This window comes from Variovorax paradoxus NBRC 15149 (assembly GCF_001591365.1).
GTDB lineage: Bacteria > Pseudomonadota > Gammaproteobacteria > Burkholderiales > Burkholderiaceae_C > Variovorax > Variovorax paradoxus.
In genome coordinates, this window is the sequence record NZ_BCUT01000001.1 from 2,283,026 (window position 1) to 2,297,384 (window position 14,359).

General features: G+C 69.2%; 11 protein-coding genes. 9 read left to right on the plus strand and 2 right to left on the minus strand.

Annotated features, from left to right (window positions below; all coding sequences use genetic code 11):
• Positions 1–53: 53 nt before the first annotated feature.
• Complete coding sequence (locus VPA02S_RS10630) at positions 54–1,241, minus strand: glycerophosphodiester phosphodiesterase (protein WP_012745495.1); 1,188 nt, start codon at positions 1,239–1,241, stop codon at positions 54–56.
• A 100-nt stretch (positions 1,242–1,341) separates the two neighbouring features.
• Between VPA02S_RS10630 and argE the strand changes: the two genes are divergently transcribed.
• The 9 genes from argE to VPA02S_RS10675 all read left to right on the plus strand — a co-directional run bounded on the left by argE (position 1,342) and on the right by VPA02S_RS10675 (position 13,049).
• Positions 1,342–2,508 (plus strand): acetylornithine deacetylase, encoded by a 1,167-nt coding sequence (gene argE / locus VPA02S_RS10635; RefSeq protein WP_012745494.1) that lies wholly within the window; start codon positions 1,342–1,344, stop codon positions 2,506–2,508.
• Positions 2,501–3,763 carry a DUF445 domain-containing protein gene (locus VPA02S_RS10640; protein ID WP_244883439.1) on the plus strand — a complete coding sequence of 421 codons (1,263 nt, stop codon included), beginning with the start codon at positions 2,501–2,503 and terminating at the stop codon, positions 3,761–3,763. The genes argE and VPA02S_RS10640 overlap by 8 nt, the downstream gene beginning before the upstream one ends.
• A gap of 100 nt (positions 3,764–3,863) precedes the next feature.
• A complete protein-coding gene (locus VPA02S_RS10645; RefSeq protein ID WP_012745492.1) occupies positions 3,864–5,525 on the plus strand; it encodes an NHL repeat-containing protein in 1,662 nt (553 codons plus the stop codon).
• Positions 5,526–5,673: 148 nt separating this feature from the next.
• Entirely contained in the window at positions 5,674–6,444 is a 771-nt protein-coding gene (locus tag VPA02S_RS10650; protein WP_012745491.1) for an MHYT domain-containing protein, read from the plus strand.
• Positions 6,445–6,516: 72 nt separating this feature from the next.
• Entirely contained in the window at positions 6,517–8,127 is a 1,611-nt protein-coding gene (locus tag VPA02S_RS10655; RefSeq protein ID WP_012745490.1) for an acyl-CoA carboxylase subunit beta, read from the plus strand.
• Positions 8,124–10,073 carry an acetyl/propionyl/methylcrotonyl-CoA carboxylase subunit alpha gene (locus VPA02S_RS10660; RefSeq protein WP_012745489.1) on the plus strand — a complete coding sequence of 650 codons (1,950 nt, stop codon included), beginning with the start codon at positions 8,124–8,126 and terminating at the stop codon, positions 10,071–10,073. The genes VPA02S_RS10655 and VPA02S_RS10660 overlap by 4 nt, the downstream gene beginning before the upstream one ends.
• Before the next feature lie 43 nt (positions 10,074–10,116).
• On the plus strand, positions 10,117–11,031 hold the full coding sequence (locus VPA02S_RS10665) for an SDR family oxidoreductase (RefSeq protein WP_012745488.1): 915 nt from the start codon (positions 10,117–10,119) through the stop codon (positions 11,029–11,031).
• A 14-nt stretch (positions 11,032–11,045) separates the two neighbouring features.
• The gene (locus VPA02S_RS10670; protein ID WP_012745487.1) at positions 11,046–12,206 is read left to right on the plus strand and encodes an acyl-CoA dehydrogenase family protein; all 1,161 of its coding nucleotides are present in this window, start codon (positions 11,046–11,048) and stop codon (positions 12,204–12,206) included.
• Between the two features lie 90 nt (positions 12,207–12,296).
• Complete coding sequence (locus VPA02S_RS10675) at positions 12,297–13,049, plus strand: slipin family protein (protein WP_012745486.1); 753 nt, start codon at positions 12,297–12,299, stop codon at positions 13,047–13,049.
• Between the two features lie 24 nt (positions 13,050–13,073).
• Here VPA02S_RS10675 and VPA02S_RS10680 read toward each other — a convergent pair whose 3' ends face one another.
• On the minus strand, positions 13,074–14,348 hold the full coding sequence (locus VPA02S_RS10680; RefSeq protein ID WP_012745485.1) for a DEAD/DEAH box helicase: 1,275 nt from the start codon (positions 14,346–14,348) through the stop codon (positions 13,074–13,076).
• Positions 14,349–14,359: the final 11 nt, after the last annotated feature.

Genomic DNA, 14,359 nt, shown 5'->3' on the forward strand with positions numbered 1-14,359 from the left:
GGCTTTGCGGAAACCTCCGCAAAGACCGTGCCGGGCAAACCCCCAGGTCGCGCTCAGCGCCCCATGCTCTTCAGGTAGTCGGCGCGCGCGGCGATCGCGGTGTCGGTGAAGTCGGTGAACACGCCGTCCACGCCCAGCTTGTAGTAGACCGCGTACTCGTTCCTGCCGTCCTTGTTGTAGTCGGCCGCGAGCCGGCGCGATTCGTTGCGGAAGGTGAACGGGTGCACGAAGAGGCCGGCCTTGTGCGCATCGGCAATCAGCGTGGTGGGCGAGACCGAGGTGGCGTCGGCGTCGTTGATCTTGCCGTCCTTGTTGACGTCCAGCGGCTTGCCGTCGGCGCCGATGCTGCCCTTGATGCTCACGATGTAGCGCTTCCACGGACCGATGCCGTCGGCATAGGTCTTGATCTCGGCCAGGCCCGCGGGCGTGACCATGGCGTCGAAGTTGCGCTTGTCGCCGGCCTTGGTCCAGTCGTAGGGGCGGTCGCTCGGCACGGCGAAGGTCACGGCGCCGGTCTTCAGGTCGACGCTGTCGCCGTCGATCAGCTGGATGAGCCGGGTGTTCAGGCCCTTGGCCTTCATGTACTTGAGGCTGCCGGGCTCGAAGGACTGCACGTAGATGGGCGCGGTCTTGCTGTTCCAGCCGGCGGCGTTGATGGCGGCGATCACCTTGTCTTCCAGCGGCAGCCCCAGCTCGCGGAAGTAGGTCGGGTTCTTGGTCTCGGGGTAGATCGCGATGGTGCGGCCGGTTTCCTTCGACTTGGCCTTGGCAAAGTCGATGATCTCCTGGAAGGTGGGGATCTTGAACTTGCCGTTGAATTCCTGCGGGCGCTCGGGGTCGGTGGAGATGCCGCCCAGCGTCTTGATCTCGGCCAGCGTGAAGTCGTTGCTGAACCAGCCGGTCTGGGTTTCGCCGTCGACCTTGATGGTCTTCTTGCGCGAGGCGAAGCGCGGGTGTTTGGCCACGTCGGTGCTGATGGCCAGGTTGGGGTCGTGGCGGGCAATGAGCACGCCGTCCTTGGTGGAGACCAGGTCCATCTCGATCACGTCGGCACCCAGTTCGATGGCGCGCGCATAGGCTTCGAGCGTTTCTTCGGGTAGGTAGCCCGAGGCGCCGCGGTGCGCAATGACCAGCGGCGGGTTGCCGTCGAGCGTGAGCAGCTTGTTGGCGGGACCGGTGGTGCTGCAGGCCGCCAGGCCAAGGACGGCGGTCGCGGCAAGGGCGAAGTGAACGGTGCGCATCGTCTTTTTCTCCATCCAAAAGAGGCGCAGGGTACCCGCTGCGCATGACAGCCGGGGCGCCCGCGGGCGCGCGGCGCCGACTTCTTGGACAATGTGTTGCATGTCCCCTACGCTTTCCCCCCAGAGCCTCGCGCTGGCCCAGACGCTGGTGCGCATGAACACCGTCAGCGAAAACAGCAACCTGCAGCTGATCGACCTCGCGCAAAGCCACCTGGCCGCGCTGGGCGTGAAGAGCCGCATCACCTACAACGCCGAGCGCACCAAGGCCAACCTGTTCGCCACCCTCGGCGAGGGCAAGCCGGCCGGCGTGATCATCTCGGGCCACACCGACACGGTACCGTGGGACGGGCAGGACTGGAGCGTCGACCCGCTCTCCGCCGCGGTGCAGAACGAACGCCTCTACGGCCGCGGCTCGGCCGACATGAAGAGCTTCATCGCCATCGCGCTGTCCAATGCCCGGCGCTTCCTCGAAAGCGACTCGCCCTTCGCGGTGCACTTTGCCTTCAGCTACGAGGAAGAGATCGGCTGCTTCGGCGTGAAGGAACTCATCGCCGACATGCGCGACGCCGGCATCAAGCCGCTCGCCTGCATCGTGGGCGAGCCCACCAGCATGGTGCCGGCCATCGCGCACAAGGGCGTGTACCGCTACCGCTGCTGCGTGCGCGGCAAGGAGGCGCATTCCTCGCTCACGCCCAAGTCGGTCAATGCCATCGAGATGGCCGCGCGCGTGGTCGGCAAGGTGCGCGACATGGCCGAAGGCTTCGAGCGCAGCGAACCGCGCTACGAGGGCTTCGACGTGCCCTTCAGCACCGCGAGCGTGGGCCAGTTCCACGGCGGCATTGCCGACAACGTGGTGCCGCGCGACGCCGAGTTCCGCTACGAATTCCGCGACCTGCCGACCGCCGACGCAAAAAAGATGCAGGACGAGGTCGTCTCCTATGCCGGCAGCCTCGAGGCGTCGATGAAGAAGGTGGCGCCCGATGCGGGCTTCCGCTTCGAGACCATCTGCGAGATCCCGAGCTTCCTCGGTGCGGCTACGGATCCGGTCACGCTGCTCGCGCAGCGCCTCGCGGGCGAGGACCGCACCACGCTGGTGGCCTTCGGCACCGAGGCGGGCCTGTTCAAGAACGCCGGCATCCCCACCGTGGTGTGCGGCCCGGGCAGCATCGAGCAGGCGCACCAGCCCGACGAGTTCGTGAGCCTGGAGCAGCTGGCGCGCTGCGAACTGTTCATGCAGCGCCTTGCCGCCACGCCGACCATTGGCTGAAGACAGCCACGGCAGCGGCGCGCTGCAGCGCATGAAGCGCGTCGCGCTCGGCCTGCTGTGCGCGGCGGCGCTGCTCTATGCGCTGGCCAGTGCGCTGGACGGCGAGCATCCGGCCTGGGGCTACGCGGCGGCCTTTGCCGAGGCCGCGATGGTCGGCGCCATTGCCGACTGGTTCGCGGTGGTGGCGCTGTTCCGGCATCCGCTCGGCCTGCCGATCCCGCACACCGCGATCATCCCGAGCAACAAGGACCGCATCGGCGCCAAGCTGGCCGGCTTCATCTGCAACAACTTCCTCGGCACCGGGCAAGTGCTCGCCAAGCTGCGCGAGTTCGACGCGGCCGGTCGCATCGCCGACTGGCTGGCGCGGCCCGCGAGCGGCCAGAAGCTCGGCGAATGGGGCGTAGCGGCCACCCGCTACGGGCTTGCGGCCTTCGACGACGAGCGCGTGCGCGCCTTCATGGGCCGCGCCGCCGCGGCCGGCCTGCAGAAGATCGACCTCTCGCGGCTGATGGGCCAGGCGCTGGACGCGCTCACGGCGGGCGGGCGCCACCAGGCGCTGCTGGACGACGTGCTGCAGCAGGTGGCTGGCCTGCTCGAAGGCGAGGAGGTGCAGGCGCACATCACCGAAGCCATTGCGCGCGAGATCAAGACGCTGCGCTACGTGGGCTTGGACCAGGTGGCGGCCAAGCTCGCCACGCGCAAGATCGTGGCGGCCGTGGCGCGCACCATCGCCGAACTCGCGGCCGAGCCCGAGCATCCGATGCGCCGGCGCTTCGACCACTTCGTGGACGACTTCGTGGTGCGGCTCAAGCTCGACCCCGAGTTCCAGCAGCGCGGCGAGCAGATCCGCGCCGAGCTGATCGCGCATCCGGCGCTCGGCGACTACCTGCACGGCATCTGGGGCGAGCTGCTGGCCTGGCTGCACGACGACCTGGGCCGCGGCGACTCCACCATCCGCCAGCGCATCGCAGCGATGGCGGGCGCGCTCGGCACGCGGCTGCAGGCCGACGACGCGATCCGCCGCTGGATCAACGAGCAGATCGAGGCGGCCGCGCCGCTGGCCATCGAGCGCTACCGCGAGGACATCCGCCGCTACATCGAGGAGCGCGTCGCCGACTGGAACGCCAGCGAGATGACCAGCGAGCTGGAGCGCCACATCGGGCGCGACCTGCAGTTCATCCGCATCAACGGCACGCTGGTGGGCGGGCTGGTGGGGCTCTCGATCCACACGGCGACGCAGCTTCTGCGCGGTTGAGCCGAGGCGGACCAAAGGCCGCATGTCGCGGGAGCGACTGGCCCGCCGCCCCTCCTTCCTTCTAGACTGCTCGCGCGCATCCAAAAGAAGGAGAGAAGACATGCCCTGCCGCCCGTTCATCCGCGCCGCCGCACTCATCGCCATCCTCGCCCTGCTGGCCGCCTGCGCCGGCATCGCGCCGACGCCGTCGCCACCGCCCACCCGCCCCGCCGCGTGGTCCGAGCCCGAAGTGCTGGTCGCGCCGTCCTCGTTCGCGGGCGTGCACGGCCTGGCCATCGACCAGAAGGGCCGCCTGCTCGCGGGCTCGGTGCTCGGCAACACGCTGTGGGAGGTCGACCGCAGCACCGGCGCGGCCAAGATCCTGATCGATGCGCCCGAGGGCCAGGCCGACGACATCGCGGTCGGCCCCCGGGGCGAGCTGGCATGGACCAACTACCTCATGGGCATGCTGCGCTACCGCGAAAGCGACGGCGCACCGATGCGCGTGCTCGCCAAGGACCTGCCCGGCCTCAACTCGCTGGACTTCGACCGCAGCAGCGGCAAGCTCTACGCCTCGCAGGTGTTCCTGGGCGACGCGCTCTGGGAAATCGACCGCATGGGCCAGAAGCCGCCGCGGCTCATCAAGAAGGACATGGGCGGCTTCAATGGCTTCGAGGTCGGCCCCGACGGCATGCTCTACGGACCGCTGTGGTTCAAGGGCCAGGTGGTGAAGATCGATCCGGCCGACGGCGCCATGACCGTGATCGCCGGCGGCTTCAAGATTCCCGCGGCCGCCAACCTCGACGGCAAGGGCAACCTCTGGGTGGTCGATGCGCGCAGCGGCGAGCTGGTCAAGGTGGACCTTGCCACGGGCCGCAAGACCGTCGCGAAGCAGCTGCGCCCGTCGCTCGACAACCTGGCCATCGCCCCCGACGGCACGATCTACGTGTCGAACATGGCCAACAACGAAGTGCAGTCCTTCGACCCCGCCACCGGGGTGCTGCGCACGCTCACCAGCGGCAAGCTCGCGACGCCCGCGGGGCTCAAGATCGAAGGCCGCACGCTCTGGGTGGCCGATGTGTTCGGCTTCCGGCAGGTGGACGTGCGCACGGGCGAAGTGCGCGACGTGTTCCGCATGCAGCGCGATCCGGAGCTCGACTATCCGTTCGCCGTCGGCCTGTCGGGCACGCGCTTCGCGCTGACCTCGTGGTTCACGGGCACCGTGCAGCTGGTGGACCGCCAGACGCTGCGAACCGTCGAAATCATCCACGGCCTGAAGGCGCCGTTCGATGCCATTCCCATGGCCGACGGCAGTGTGATCTATGCCGAGATTGCCACCGGCAGCATCACCCGCGCGAGCGGCCCTCATTTTGCCGATAAGCAAGTGCTCGCCAGCGGGCTGGGCGGCCCGGTGCAGATGATCGTCGGCCGTGACGGCGCGCTCTACGTCACCGAAGCCGCAGGCAAGCTGACCCGCATCCCGCTCGATGCCAGCGCCCCGCTGCGTGCGATTGCCGAAGGCCTGGCGCTGCCCGAAGGCGTGGCCGAGACGCCCTGGGGCAGCTTCATCGTGGCCGAGAGCGCGGCGCGCCGGCTGGTGGAGATCGACCCGGCCAATGGCTCGCGCCGCACCGTGGCGGAAAACCTGCCGATCGGGCTGGCCGCGGGACCGGGCCTGCCGCCGCCCTACGTGGTCACGGGCGTCGCGGTCGGCAGCGACGGGAGCATCTACATGGCGGCCGACCGGAACAACGCGATCTACCGGATTCGCCCGAAAAATTGAGTCCCATAAAAATGGGAGTAAATCCCATGAAATTGGGTTTACTTTTAAAAACAACTATTACAGACTCCTGAGCGGACGTCTCGTTACATCTTCGGCCGGCCAGGTGGCCGGCGGCGGCGAGCCGTTCCTTACCAGGAGAAGAAAAGACATGACTCCCCTCGTCGTTGGCCAATTGCTGTCGCCCGAGTATTCGCTGGGGCTGGTGGCGCTCTCGTTCCTCATCTCGTTCGCGGGCTCCCTGGTGGCGCTGATCTGCGCGGGGCGCATGGTCGGCGCCGACGGCAAACCCAACCTCGCGGTCGTCGCGTGCGCCGCAGTGGCGCTGGGCGGCATCGGCATCTGGTCGATGCACTTCATCGGCATGCTGGCGTACCGCCTGCCGGTGGGCATTTCGTACAACGTGCCGCTGACGGTCGTCTCGCTGGTGGCGGCCATCCTGATCTCGGGCATTGCGCTGTACATGGCGGGCGGGCGGCGCAAGTTCAGCCGGGCCGGCTGGCTGGCCGGAAGCCTGCTCGCGGGGCTGGGCGTGTGCGTGATGCACTACATGGGCATGTTCGCAATGAACATGCGCGCCTCGATGGACTTCGACCCCACCGTCGTGGCGCTGTCGGTGGCCATTGCCATCACCGCGGCGGGCGCAGCCCTGTGGCTGGCCTTCAACCTGCGCCGGCTGAGCCACCAGATTGCGGCAGCCGCCGTGATGGGCGTGGCCGTCTGCACCATGCACTACGTGGGCATGAGCGCGGCCAGCATGATCTGCATCGCGGCCGCGCCCACCGACGCGCTGGCCATCGGCGGCAACTACATGGGCCTGTCGGTGTTCGGCACGGCCGGCGCGGTGCTGATCTTCATCTACTGGGTGATCACAGGCAGCAGCCTGGACGCGCCCACCGCACAGCGCGCCCGCACCAGCTAATTGGCGCAAGCCGGGCGAGCATCAGCGTCCTAGAGTCGGTGCAGAGCGAAAGCGATCTGCACCGACTCTTCCATGCCCGCCATCGAATCCCGCCTGAACGCGGCCAGCGAATCCTTCCAGGCCCATCGCGCCGGCATGCTGGCGCTGCTCGGGCAGGTGCGCGCGCACGAGGCCCGCGCGGCCGGGGCATCGAACGCCTCGGCCGAGCGCTTTGCCAGGCGCGGCCAGCTGCTGCCGCGCGAGCGGCTCGCGCTGCTGCTGGACACCGGCGCGCCCTTCCTGCCACTGGCCTCGCTCGCGGGGCTCGGGCACGACAACGAAGACCTCGCGCAAAGCGTGCCGGGCGGCGGCGTGATCGCGGGCATCGGCCGGGTCGCGGGCGTGCGCTGCATGGTCAGCGCTTCCGACTCGGGCATCGACGCCGGCGCGCTGCAGCCCATGGGCCTGGACAAGCAGCTGCGCGTGCAGGAGATCGCGCTGGAGAACAAGCTGCCCTACGTGCAGCTGGTGGAAAGCGCGGGCGCCAATCTCATGCAGTACCGCGTGCAGGACTTCGTGCGCGGCGGCGGCATCTTCCGCAACCTGGCGCGGCTCTCCGCCGCGGGCCTGCCGGTGGTGACGGTGACGCACGGCTCCTCGACCGCGGGGGGCGCCTACCAGACGGGCCTTTCGGACTACATCGTGATGGTGCGCGACCGCACGCGTGCCTTCCTGGCCGGCCCGCCGCTGCTGAAGGCCGCCACCGGCGAAATCGCCACCGAAGAAGAACTGGGCGGCGCCGTGATGCACACCCACATTTCGGGCCTGGGCGACTACCTGGCCGAGGACGACCGCGACGCCATCCGCATCGCGCGCGCGATCCTCGGCGGCATCGACTGGGCGCGCGACGAGCAAGCGCGCAAGTTCGCGCCGCCGCTCTACGCGGCCGAGGAACTGCTGGGCATCATGCCCAGCGACGGCCGGCGGCCGGTGGACATGCGCGAGGTGATCGCGCGCCTTGCCGACGGCTCCGAGTTCCTCGAATTCAGCGCGCACTACGGCAGCGCCACGCTGTGCGGCCACATGCGGCTCGAAGGCCATGCGGTGGGCATCGTCACCAACAATGGCCCGATCGACTCCGACGGCGCCACCAAGGCCACGCACTTCATCCAGGCCTGCTGCCAGTCGCGCACGCCCATCGTCTACCTGCAGAACATCACGGGCTACATGGTGGGCCGCGCGCACGAGGAGGCCGGCATCATCAAGCACGGCGCCAAGATGATCCAGGCCGTGACCAGCGCCACCGTGCCGCAGGTCACGCTGCACTGCGGCGCTTCCTACGGCGCGGGCAACTACGGCATGTGCGGCCGCGGCTTCGCGCCGCGCTTCTGCTTCTCATGGCCCAACGCGCGCACCGCGGTGATGGGCGGCGAGCAGGCGGCGCAGACCATGGCCATGGTGATGGAGGCGGGCATGGCGCGAAAAGGCTCCGTCGACCGCGCGAAGATCGACGCCATGCAGCGGCAGATCATCGAGCGCTTCGATCGGCAGACCAGCGTCTTCACCACCAGCGCGCTGCTGCTCGACGACGGCGTGATCGACCCGCGCGACACGCGCGCGGTGCTGGCCGAAGTGCTGTCGGTGTGCCGCGACGGCGATGCGCGCGTGCCGCAGGCCATGCAGTTCTCGGTGGCGCGGCCATGAGCTTCGGCAAGATCCTCATCGCCAACCGCGGCGAAATTGCAGTGCGCGTGATGCGCACCGCGCGCGCCATGGGCTGCCGCACGGTCGCCGTGTATTCGAGCGCCGATGCCGATGCGGAGCACGTGCGGCAGGCCGACCAGTCCGTGTGCATCGGCGAGCCGCTGCCCGCGCAGAGCTACCTGGACATCGCCGCGATCGTCGAAGCCGCGCGTTCGAGCGGCGCGCAAGCGGTCCATCCCGGCTACGGCTTCCTCGCCGAGAACGCGGATTTCGCGCAAGCCTGCCGCGATGCGGGCCTCGTCTTCGTCGGCCCCTCGCCAGAGGCCATCCGCGCCATGGGCGACAAGGCCGCAGCGAAGCGGCTGATGCAGGCTGCCGGCGTGCCCTGCATTCCCGGCTACCAGGGCGAAGACCAGAGTGCGGCCACGCTCGCTGCCGAAGCCGCGCGCATCGGCTGGCCCGTGATGATCAAGGCCACGGCCGGCGGCGGCGGGCGCGGCATGCGGCTCGCGCCATCGGCCGAGTCCTTTGCCGAGCTGCTGCAGAGCGCGCAGTCCGAGGCGCTCCATGCCTTCGGCGATGCGAACGTGATCCTGGAGCTCGCCATCGCCGCGCCGCGCCACATCGAGATCCAGGTGTTCGCCGACCGGCACGGCAACGCCATCCACCTGGGTGAGCGCGACTGCTCGGTGCAGCGCCGGCACCAGAAGCTGATCGAGGAATCGCCCTCGCCCGCCGTCTCCGAGGCCTTGCGCGAACGCATGGGCGCCACGGCCGTGGCGGCCACTAGGGCCATCGGCTACGAAGGCGCGGGCACGCTCGAATTCCTGCTCGATGCCGACGGGCAGTACTGGTTCATGGAGATGAACACGCGGCTGCAGGTGGAGCATCCGGTGACCGAGGCCGTGACAGGGCTCGACCTGGTCGAGCTGCAGCTGCGCGTGGCGGCGGGCGAGGTGCTGCCGCTTGCACAGCAGGACGTGCGCCTGCGCGGCCATGCGATCGAGGTGCGGCTGTGTGCCGAAGATCCGCGGCAGGGCTTCATGCCGCAAAGCGGCACGCTCGCCGCATGGCGGCCTTCGCCGGCACTGCGCATCGAGCATGCGCTGCGGGACGGCGCCGCAGTGCCGCCCTTCTACGATTCGATGATCGCCAAGCTCGTGGCCCATGGCCCAACGCGCGAGGAAGCCAGGCGCCGGCTGGTCGCGGGGCTGCAGGACACGGTGGCCCTGGGCCTGGCGACCAACCAGCGCTTCCTTCAGCGCGCGCTGACGCATCCCGTGTTTGCCGGCGGTTCGGCGACGACGGCGTTCATTGCCGAACACGCCGACGCATTGCTGGCACCCGACCCCGCCATGGCGCGCCGCACCGCATGGCTCGCGGCGCTGCTGCTCCAGCTGGGCGAACGCGGATGGCCCTCGCCGCTCGCGCACACGCTGCCCAACGCGCTGCGCTTCTCGCTCGACGGCCAGGTGCACGCCGCCCGCGTGACGCCGCGGGGCGCGGGCTGCTTCGATATCGCGCTCGATGCGGCCGCGCCGGTACCGATCGAGCTGCTTTCGCTGACCGGCGATGGCGCCTTGCGCTTCTCCTGCGATGGCGTCTCGGAGCGGGCCTTGGCGGTGCGCGAATCCGCGACGCGCCTGTGGCTCCACTTCCATGGCCAGGCCTTCGACCTGCAGGACCTCACACATGCCGCCGTGCCGCGCGCCGAGGCCGCGGGCGGCGACGGCCTGCTGCGCGCCTCGATGAACGGCCGCGTCATCGCGCTGCTGGTGGCCGAAGGCGAGGCCGTCGCTGCCGGCCAGCCGATCGCCACGCTCGAGGCGATGAAGATGGAACATGTGCACTGCGCGCCGCGCGCGGGCCGCGTCGCCGCATTGCATGTGGCGGTGGGTGCGCAGGTGGCCGCGCGCCATGTGGTGGCCGAGATCGCCGACGCATGACGGCGCACACTGCAGCTTGCCAGCCTTTGCGGAAGCCTCACGCATGAACGACTCTTCCCGCTACCGCTCCGTGTTCTCGCCCGGCCTGTTTGCCGGGCAAGTGATCCTCGTCACGGGCGGCGGCTCGGGCATCGGCCGCTGCACGGCGCACGAGCTTGCATCGCTCGGCGCGCAGGTGGTGCTGGCCGGCCGCAACGCCGACAAGCTGCAGCAGGTGCAGGCCGAGATCGCCGATGCGGGCGGCAAGGCCAGCATCCAGGCCTTCGACATCCGGCAGGAAGAAGCGGTGCGCGCCGCCGTCGCCGACATCGTTGCAGCGCACGGCCGCATCGACGGCCTCGTCAACAACGCGGGCGGCCAGTACCTCACGCCGCTCGCGGCCATCTCGGCCAAGGGCTGGGAGGCGGTGATCCACACCAACCTCACGGGCGGTTTCCTGGTGGCGCGCGAGTGCTTCGTGCAGAGCATGCAGGCGTATGGCGGCGCCATCGTCAACATCGTGGCCGACATGTGGGGCTCGATGCCCCACATGGGCCACAGCGGCGCGGCGCGCGCGGGCATGGTGAGCTTCACCGAGACCGCCGCGCTCGAATGGGCCGCGCGCGGCGTGCGCGTGAACGCCGTGGCACCGGGCTACATCGCGTCGAGCGGCATGGACCACTACCCGCCCGAGGCCGGCGAGATGCTGCGCGCCATGCGCGACACCGTGCCCGCGGGCCGCTTCGGCAACGAGGCCGAGACCTCCGCCGCCATCGCCTTCCTGCTGAGCCCGGCGGCGAGCTTCATCAGCGGCAGCGTGCTGCGCGTGGACGGCGCGCGGCCGCAGGTGCGCATGGGCTGGCCGATGGCGCTGCCCGATGCGCAGGTGCGGCAGCGCGCCGCCGTGCGGCCCTTCGGCGGCTTTCACCTGGCCGAGACGCCGCGCGTGTTCCGGGACGGCGGCGAAGCAAACGACTGATTGGAGACAACCGCATGCAGTACACCCACGAGCACCTCGAGATCCAGAAGACGCTGCGCCGCTTCATCGACAGCGAGATCAATCCGCATGTCGATGAATGGGAAGAGGCCGAGATCTTTCCCGCGCACGAGGTCTTCAGGAAGCTCGGCAAGCTGGGCATGCTGGGCCTCAACAAGCCCGAGGCCTTCGGCGGCGCCGGGCTCGACTATTCGTATGCGATGGCCATGGCCGAGGCGCTCGGCCATGTGAGCTGCGGCGGCGTGCCGATGGCCATTGGCGTGCAGACCGACATGTGCACGCCCGCGCTCGCGCGCTTCGGCAGCGACGAACTGCGCCGCGAGTTCCTCGCGCCCGCCATCGCGGGCGAGACGGTCGGCTGCATCGGCGTGAGCGAGCCCGGCGCGGGCAGCGACGTGGCGGGCCTCAAGAGCCACGCACGCAAGGACGGCGCCGACTACCTCATCAGCGGCCAGAAGATGTGGATCACCAACAGCCTGCAGGCCGACTGGATGTGCATGCTGGTCAACACCAGCGATGGCCCGGTGCACCGCAACAAGTCGCTGGTGATGGTGCCGATGGACAGCCCCGGCATCGAGAAGGCGAAGAAGATCCGCAAGATCGGCATGCATTCGAGCGACACGGGCCTCATCCACTTCGACAACGTGCGCGTGCCGCAGCGCTATCGCATCGGCGAGGAGGGCCAGGGCTTCGTCTACCAGATGCAGCAGTTCCAGGAAGAGCGCCTGTGGGCCGCCGCGAGCTCGCTCGAACCGATGGAAGACTGCATCGCTCAGACCATCGAATGGGCGCAGCAGCGCCAGATGTTCGGCGCCACGCTGGCCGACCAGCAGTGGGTTCAGTTCAAGCTGGCCGAACTCAAGACCGAGGTGGAAGCGCTGCGCGCCCTTGCCTACCGCGCCTGCGACCTGCACGTGCAGGGCCAGGACGTGCTCGAGCTGGCCTCGATGGCCAAGCTCAAGACCGGCCGGCTCACGCGCCAGGTGGCCGACACCTGCCTGCAGTTCTGGGGCGGCATGGGCTTCACGCTGGAGAACCGCGTCTCGCGGCTGTACCGAGACGGGCGGCTCGGCTCCATCGGCGGCGGCGCCGACGAAGTGATGCTGGGCATCCTCGCCAAGACGATGGGCATCGCCAAGCGGCCGCCGCGCGGCTGAGGCTGCGATCTTTTCCGGCCTCGGCCGGAACGCCCGCGCGCACCGGCGGTCCAACAGTCCAGCGCTGTCGCTGGGTCGCGGGAGACCACCATGTTCACTTTCGGCATCGGCACCGTCTTGCTTGTCTTGCTGGTGGTGCTGCTTTTTTCGGCCATCTGGATCTTTCGCGAATACGAGCGCGGCATCGTGTTCACCCTGGGCCGCTTCTCCAGGGTCGCGGGGCCCGGGCTGGTGATCGTGGTTCCCGCCATCCAGCAGGTCGTGCGGGTCGATCTGCGCACCGTGGTGCTCGAGGTTCCGACCCAGGACGTGATCTCGCGCGACAACGTGTCGGTGAAGGTCAGCGCGGTGGTCTACTTCCGCATCGTCGATGCCGAAAAGGCCATCATCGAAGTCAGGGATTTCTTCAACGCGACCAGCCAGCTAGCGCAGACCACGCTGCGCTCGGTGCTGGGCAAGCACCAGCTGGACGACATGCTGGCGGAGCGGGAAAAACTCAACCTGGATGTGCGCGAGTCGCTCGACGTGCAGACGGCTTCGTGGGGCATCAAGGTCTCCAACGTGGAGATCAAGCAGATCGACCTTACCGAATCGATGGTCCGCGCCATCGCGCGGCAGGCCGAGGCGGAGCGTGAGCGGCGTGCCAAGGTGATCCATGCCGAAGGCGAGCTGCAGGCCTCCGAGAAGCTGTTCCAGGCCGCGCGCGTGCTGGCGCAGGAGCCGCAGGCGATCCAGCTGCGCTACCTGGAAACGCTGACGGTGATTGGCGCGGACAAGAACACCACCATCGTCTTCCCGCTGCCGGTGGACCTGCTCGCGAGCTTCCTGCACAAGCCCGCGTAGCGCGCATCCGATGAACTGCGCCAGTCAGTCGTTCTTCTTTTCACCCGCATCGTGCTGCGCGGCGGCCAGCGCAGCCGCCGCGCGCAGCTTGTCCTTCTTGCTCGGCCGCTTGCCCTTGATGCCGCCGGTGCCCGAGGCATCGGCCATCGGCACGGGCGCCTCGGTGGGCTCGAAGCCTTCGATGCGCTCGCGCGGCAGGCTGAGGCCCTGGCGCTTCTCGATCAGGCGGAAGTGCGCCTCGGTGGCCGCGCTCACGAAGCTGATGGCCAGGCCGCTTTCGCCGGCGCGGCCCGTGCGGCCGATGCGGTGGATGTAGTCGGTGGGCGAGCGCGGCAGGTCGTAGTTGATGACCACCGGCAGCTGCGCAATGTCGATGCCGCGCGCGGCCAGGTCGGTCGCAATCACCACGTCCCAGCGGCTCTCCTTGAACTGCGCGAGGATGCCGGTGCGGGTGCCCTGCGCAATGTCGCCGTGGAAGGGCACCGCATAGACGCCGTTCTTGTAGAGCTTCTCGGCCACGGTCTGCGCCGCATGCTGGGTGGCGACGAAGACCAGCACGCGGTCCCACTCGTTTTCCTTCAGCAGGTGGCGCAGCAGCTGCGTTCGGCGGTTCGCATCGACCTCGATCACGCGCTGCACGATGGCGGGCTCGGTGCCGGGTTCGCCCTGCACGTCGATCACCGCGGGGTCGCGCAGCGTGCCATCGGCCAGCGCCTGGATGGCGGGCGGGAAGGTGGCCGAGAACAGCAGGTTCTGGCGCCGCGCGGGCAGCAGCGCGAGGATGCGGCCCAGCTCCTCGGCAAAGCCGAGGTCGAACAGGCGGTCGGCCTCGTCGAGCACCAGCGTGGACACGGCACCGAGCTTCAGCGCGTTGTGCTCCACCAGGTCGAGCAGTCGGCCCGGCGTGGCCACCATGATGTCGGCGCCGCCGCGCAGGCTCATCATCTGCGGGTTGATCGACACGCCGCCGAAGGCGATCGCGATCTTGAGCCGCTCGGGCAGGTGCTGCGCGAGGCTGCGCAGGGTCTCGCCGACCTGGGCCGCGAGTTCGCGCGTGGGCACGAGCACCAGCGCGCGTACGCGCCGCGGCGCCTGTGCCGGTTCGGCAGCCAGCCGCTGCAGCAGCGGGAGGGAAAATGCGGCGGTCTTGCCGGAACCGGTCTGCGCCGAGCCCCGCACGTCGCGGCCTTGCAGAATGGCGGGAATGGCCGCAGCCTGGATGGCGGTCGGCGCGGCGTAGCCGCTTTCGGCGGCAGCCTGCACGAGCGCGGGGGCCAGGCCCAGTGAGTCGAATGGCATGTGAGCAGACA

Coding starts and splice junctions, on each gene's coding strand:
- VPA02S_RS10630 (WP_012745495.1), bottom strand. CDS start 1,241: ATGCGCACCGTTCACTTCGCCCTTGCCGCGACCGCCGTCCTTGGCCTG.
- argE (WP_012745494.1), top strand. CDS start 1,342: ATGTCCCCTACGCTTTCCCCCCAGAGCCTCGCGCTGGCCCAGACGCTG.
- VPA02S_RS10645 (WP_012745492.1), top strand. CDS start 3,864: ATGCCCTGCCGCCCGTTCATCCGCGCCGCCGCACTCATCGCCATCCTC.
- VPA02S_RS10650 (WP_012745491.1), top strand. CDS start 5,674: ATGACTCCCCTCGTCGTTGGCCAATTGCTGTCGCCCGAGTATTCGCTG.
- VPA02S_RS10655 (WP_012745490.1), top strand. CDS start 6,517: ATGCCCGCCATCGAATCCCGCCTGAACGCGGCCAGCGAATCCTTCCAG.
- VPA02S_RS10660 (WP_012745489.1), top strand. CDS start 8,124: ATGAGCTTCGGCAAGATCCTCATCGCCAACCGCGGCGAAATTGCAGTG.
- VPA02S_RS10665 (WP_012745488.1), top strand. CDS start 10,117: ATGAACGACTCTTCCCGCTACCGCTCCGTGTTCTCGCCCGGCCTGTTT.
- VPA02S_RS10670 (WP_012745487.1), top strand. CDS start 11,046: ATGCAGTACACCCACGAGCACCTCGAGATCCAGAAGACGCTGCGCCGC.
- VPA02S_RS10675 (WP_012745486.1), top strand. CDS start 12,297: ATGTTCACTTTCGGCATCGGCACCGTCTTGCTTGTCTTGCTGGTGGTG.
- VPA02S_RS10680 (WP_012745485.1), bottom strand. CDS start 14,348: ATGCCATTCGACTCACTGGGCCTGGCCCCCGCGCTCGTGCAGGCTGCC.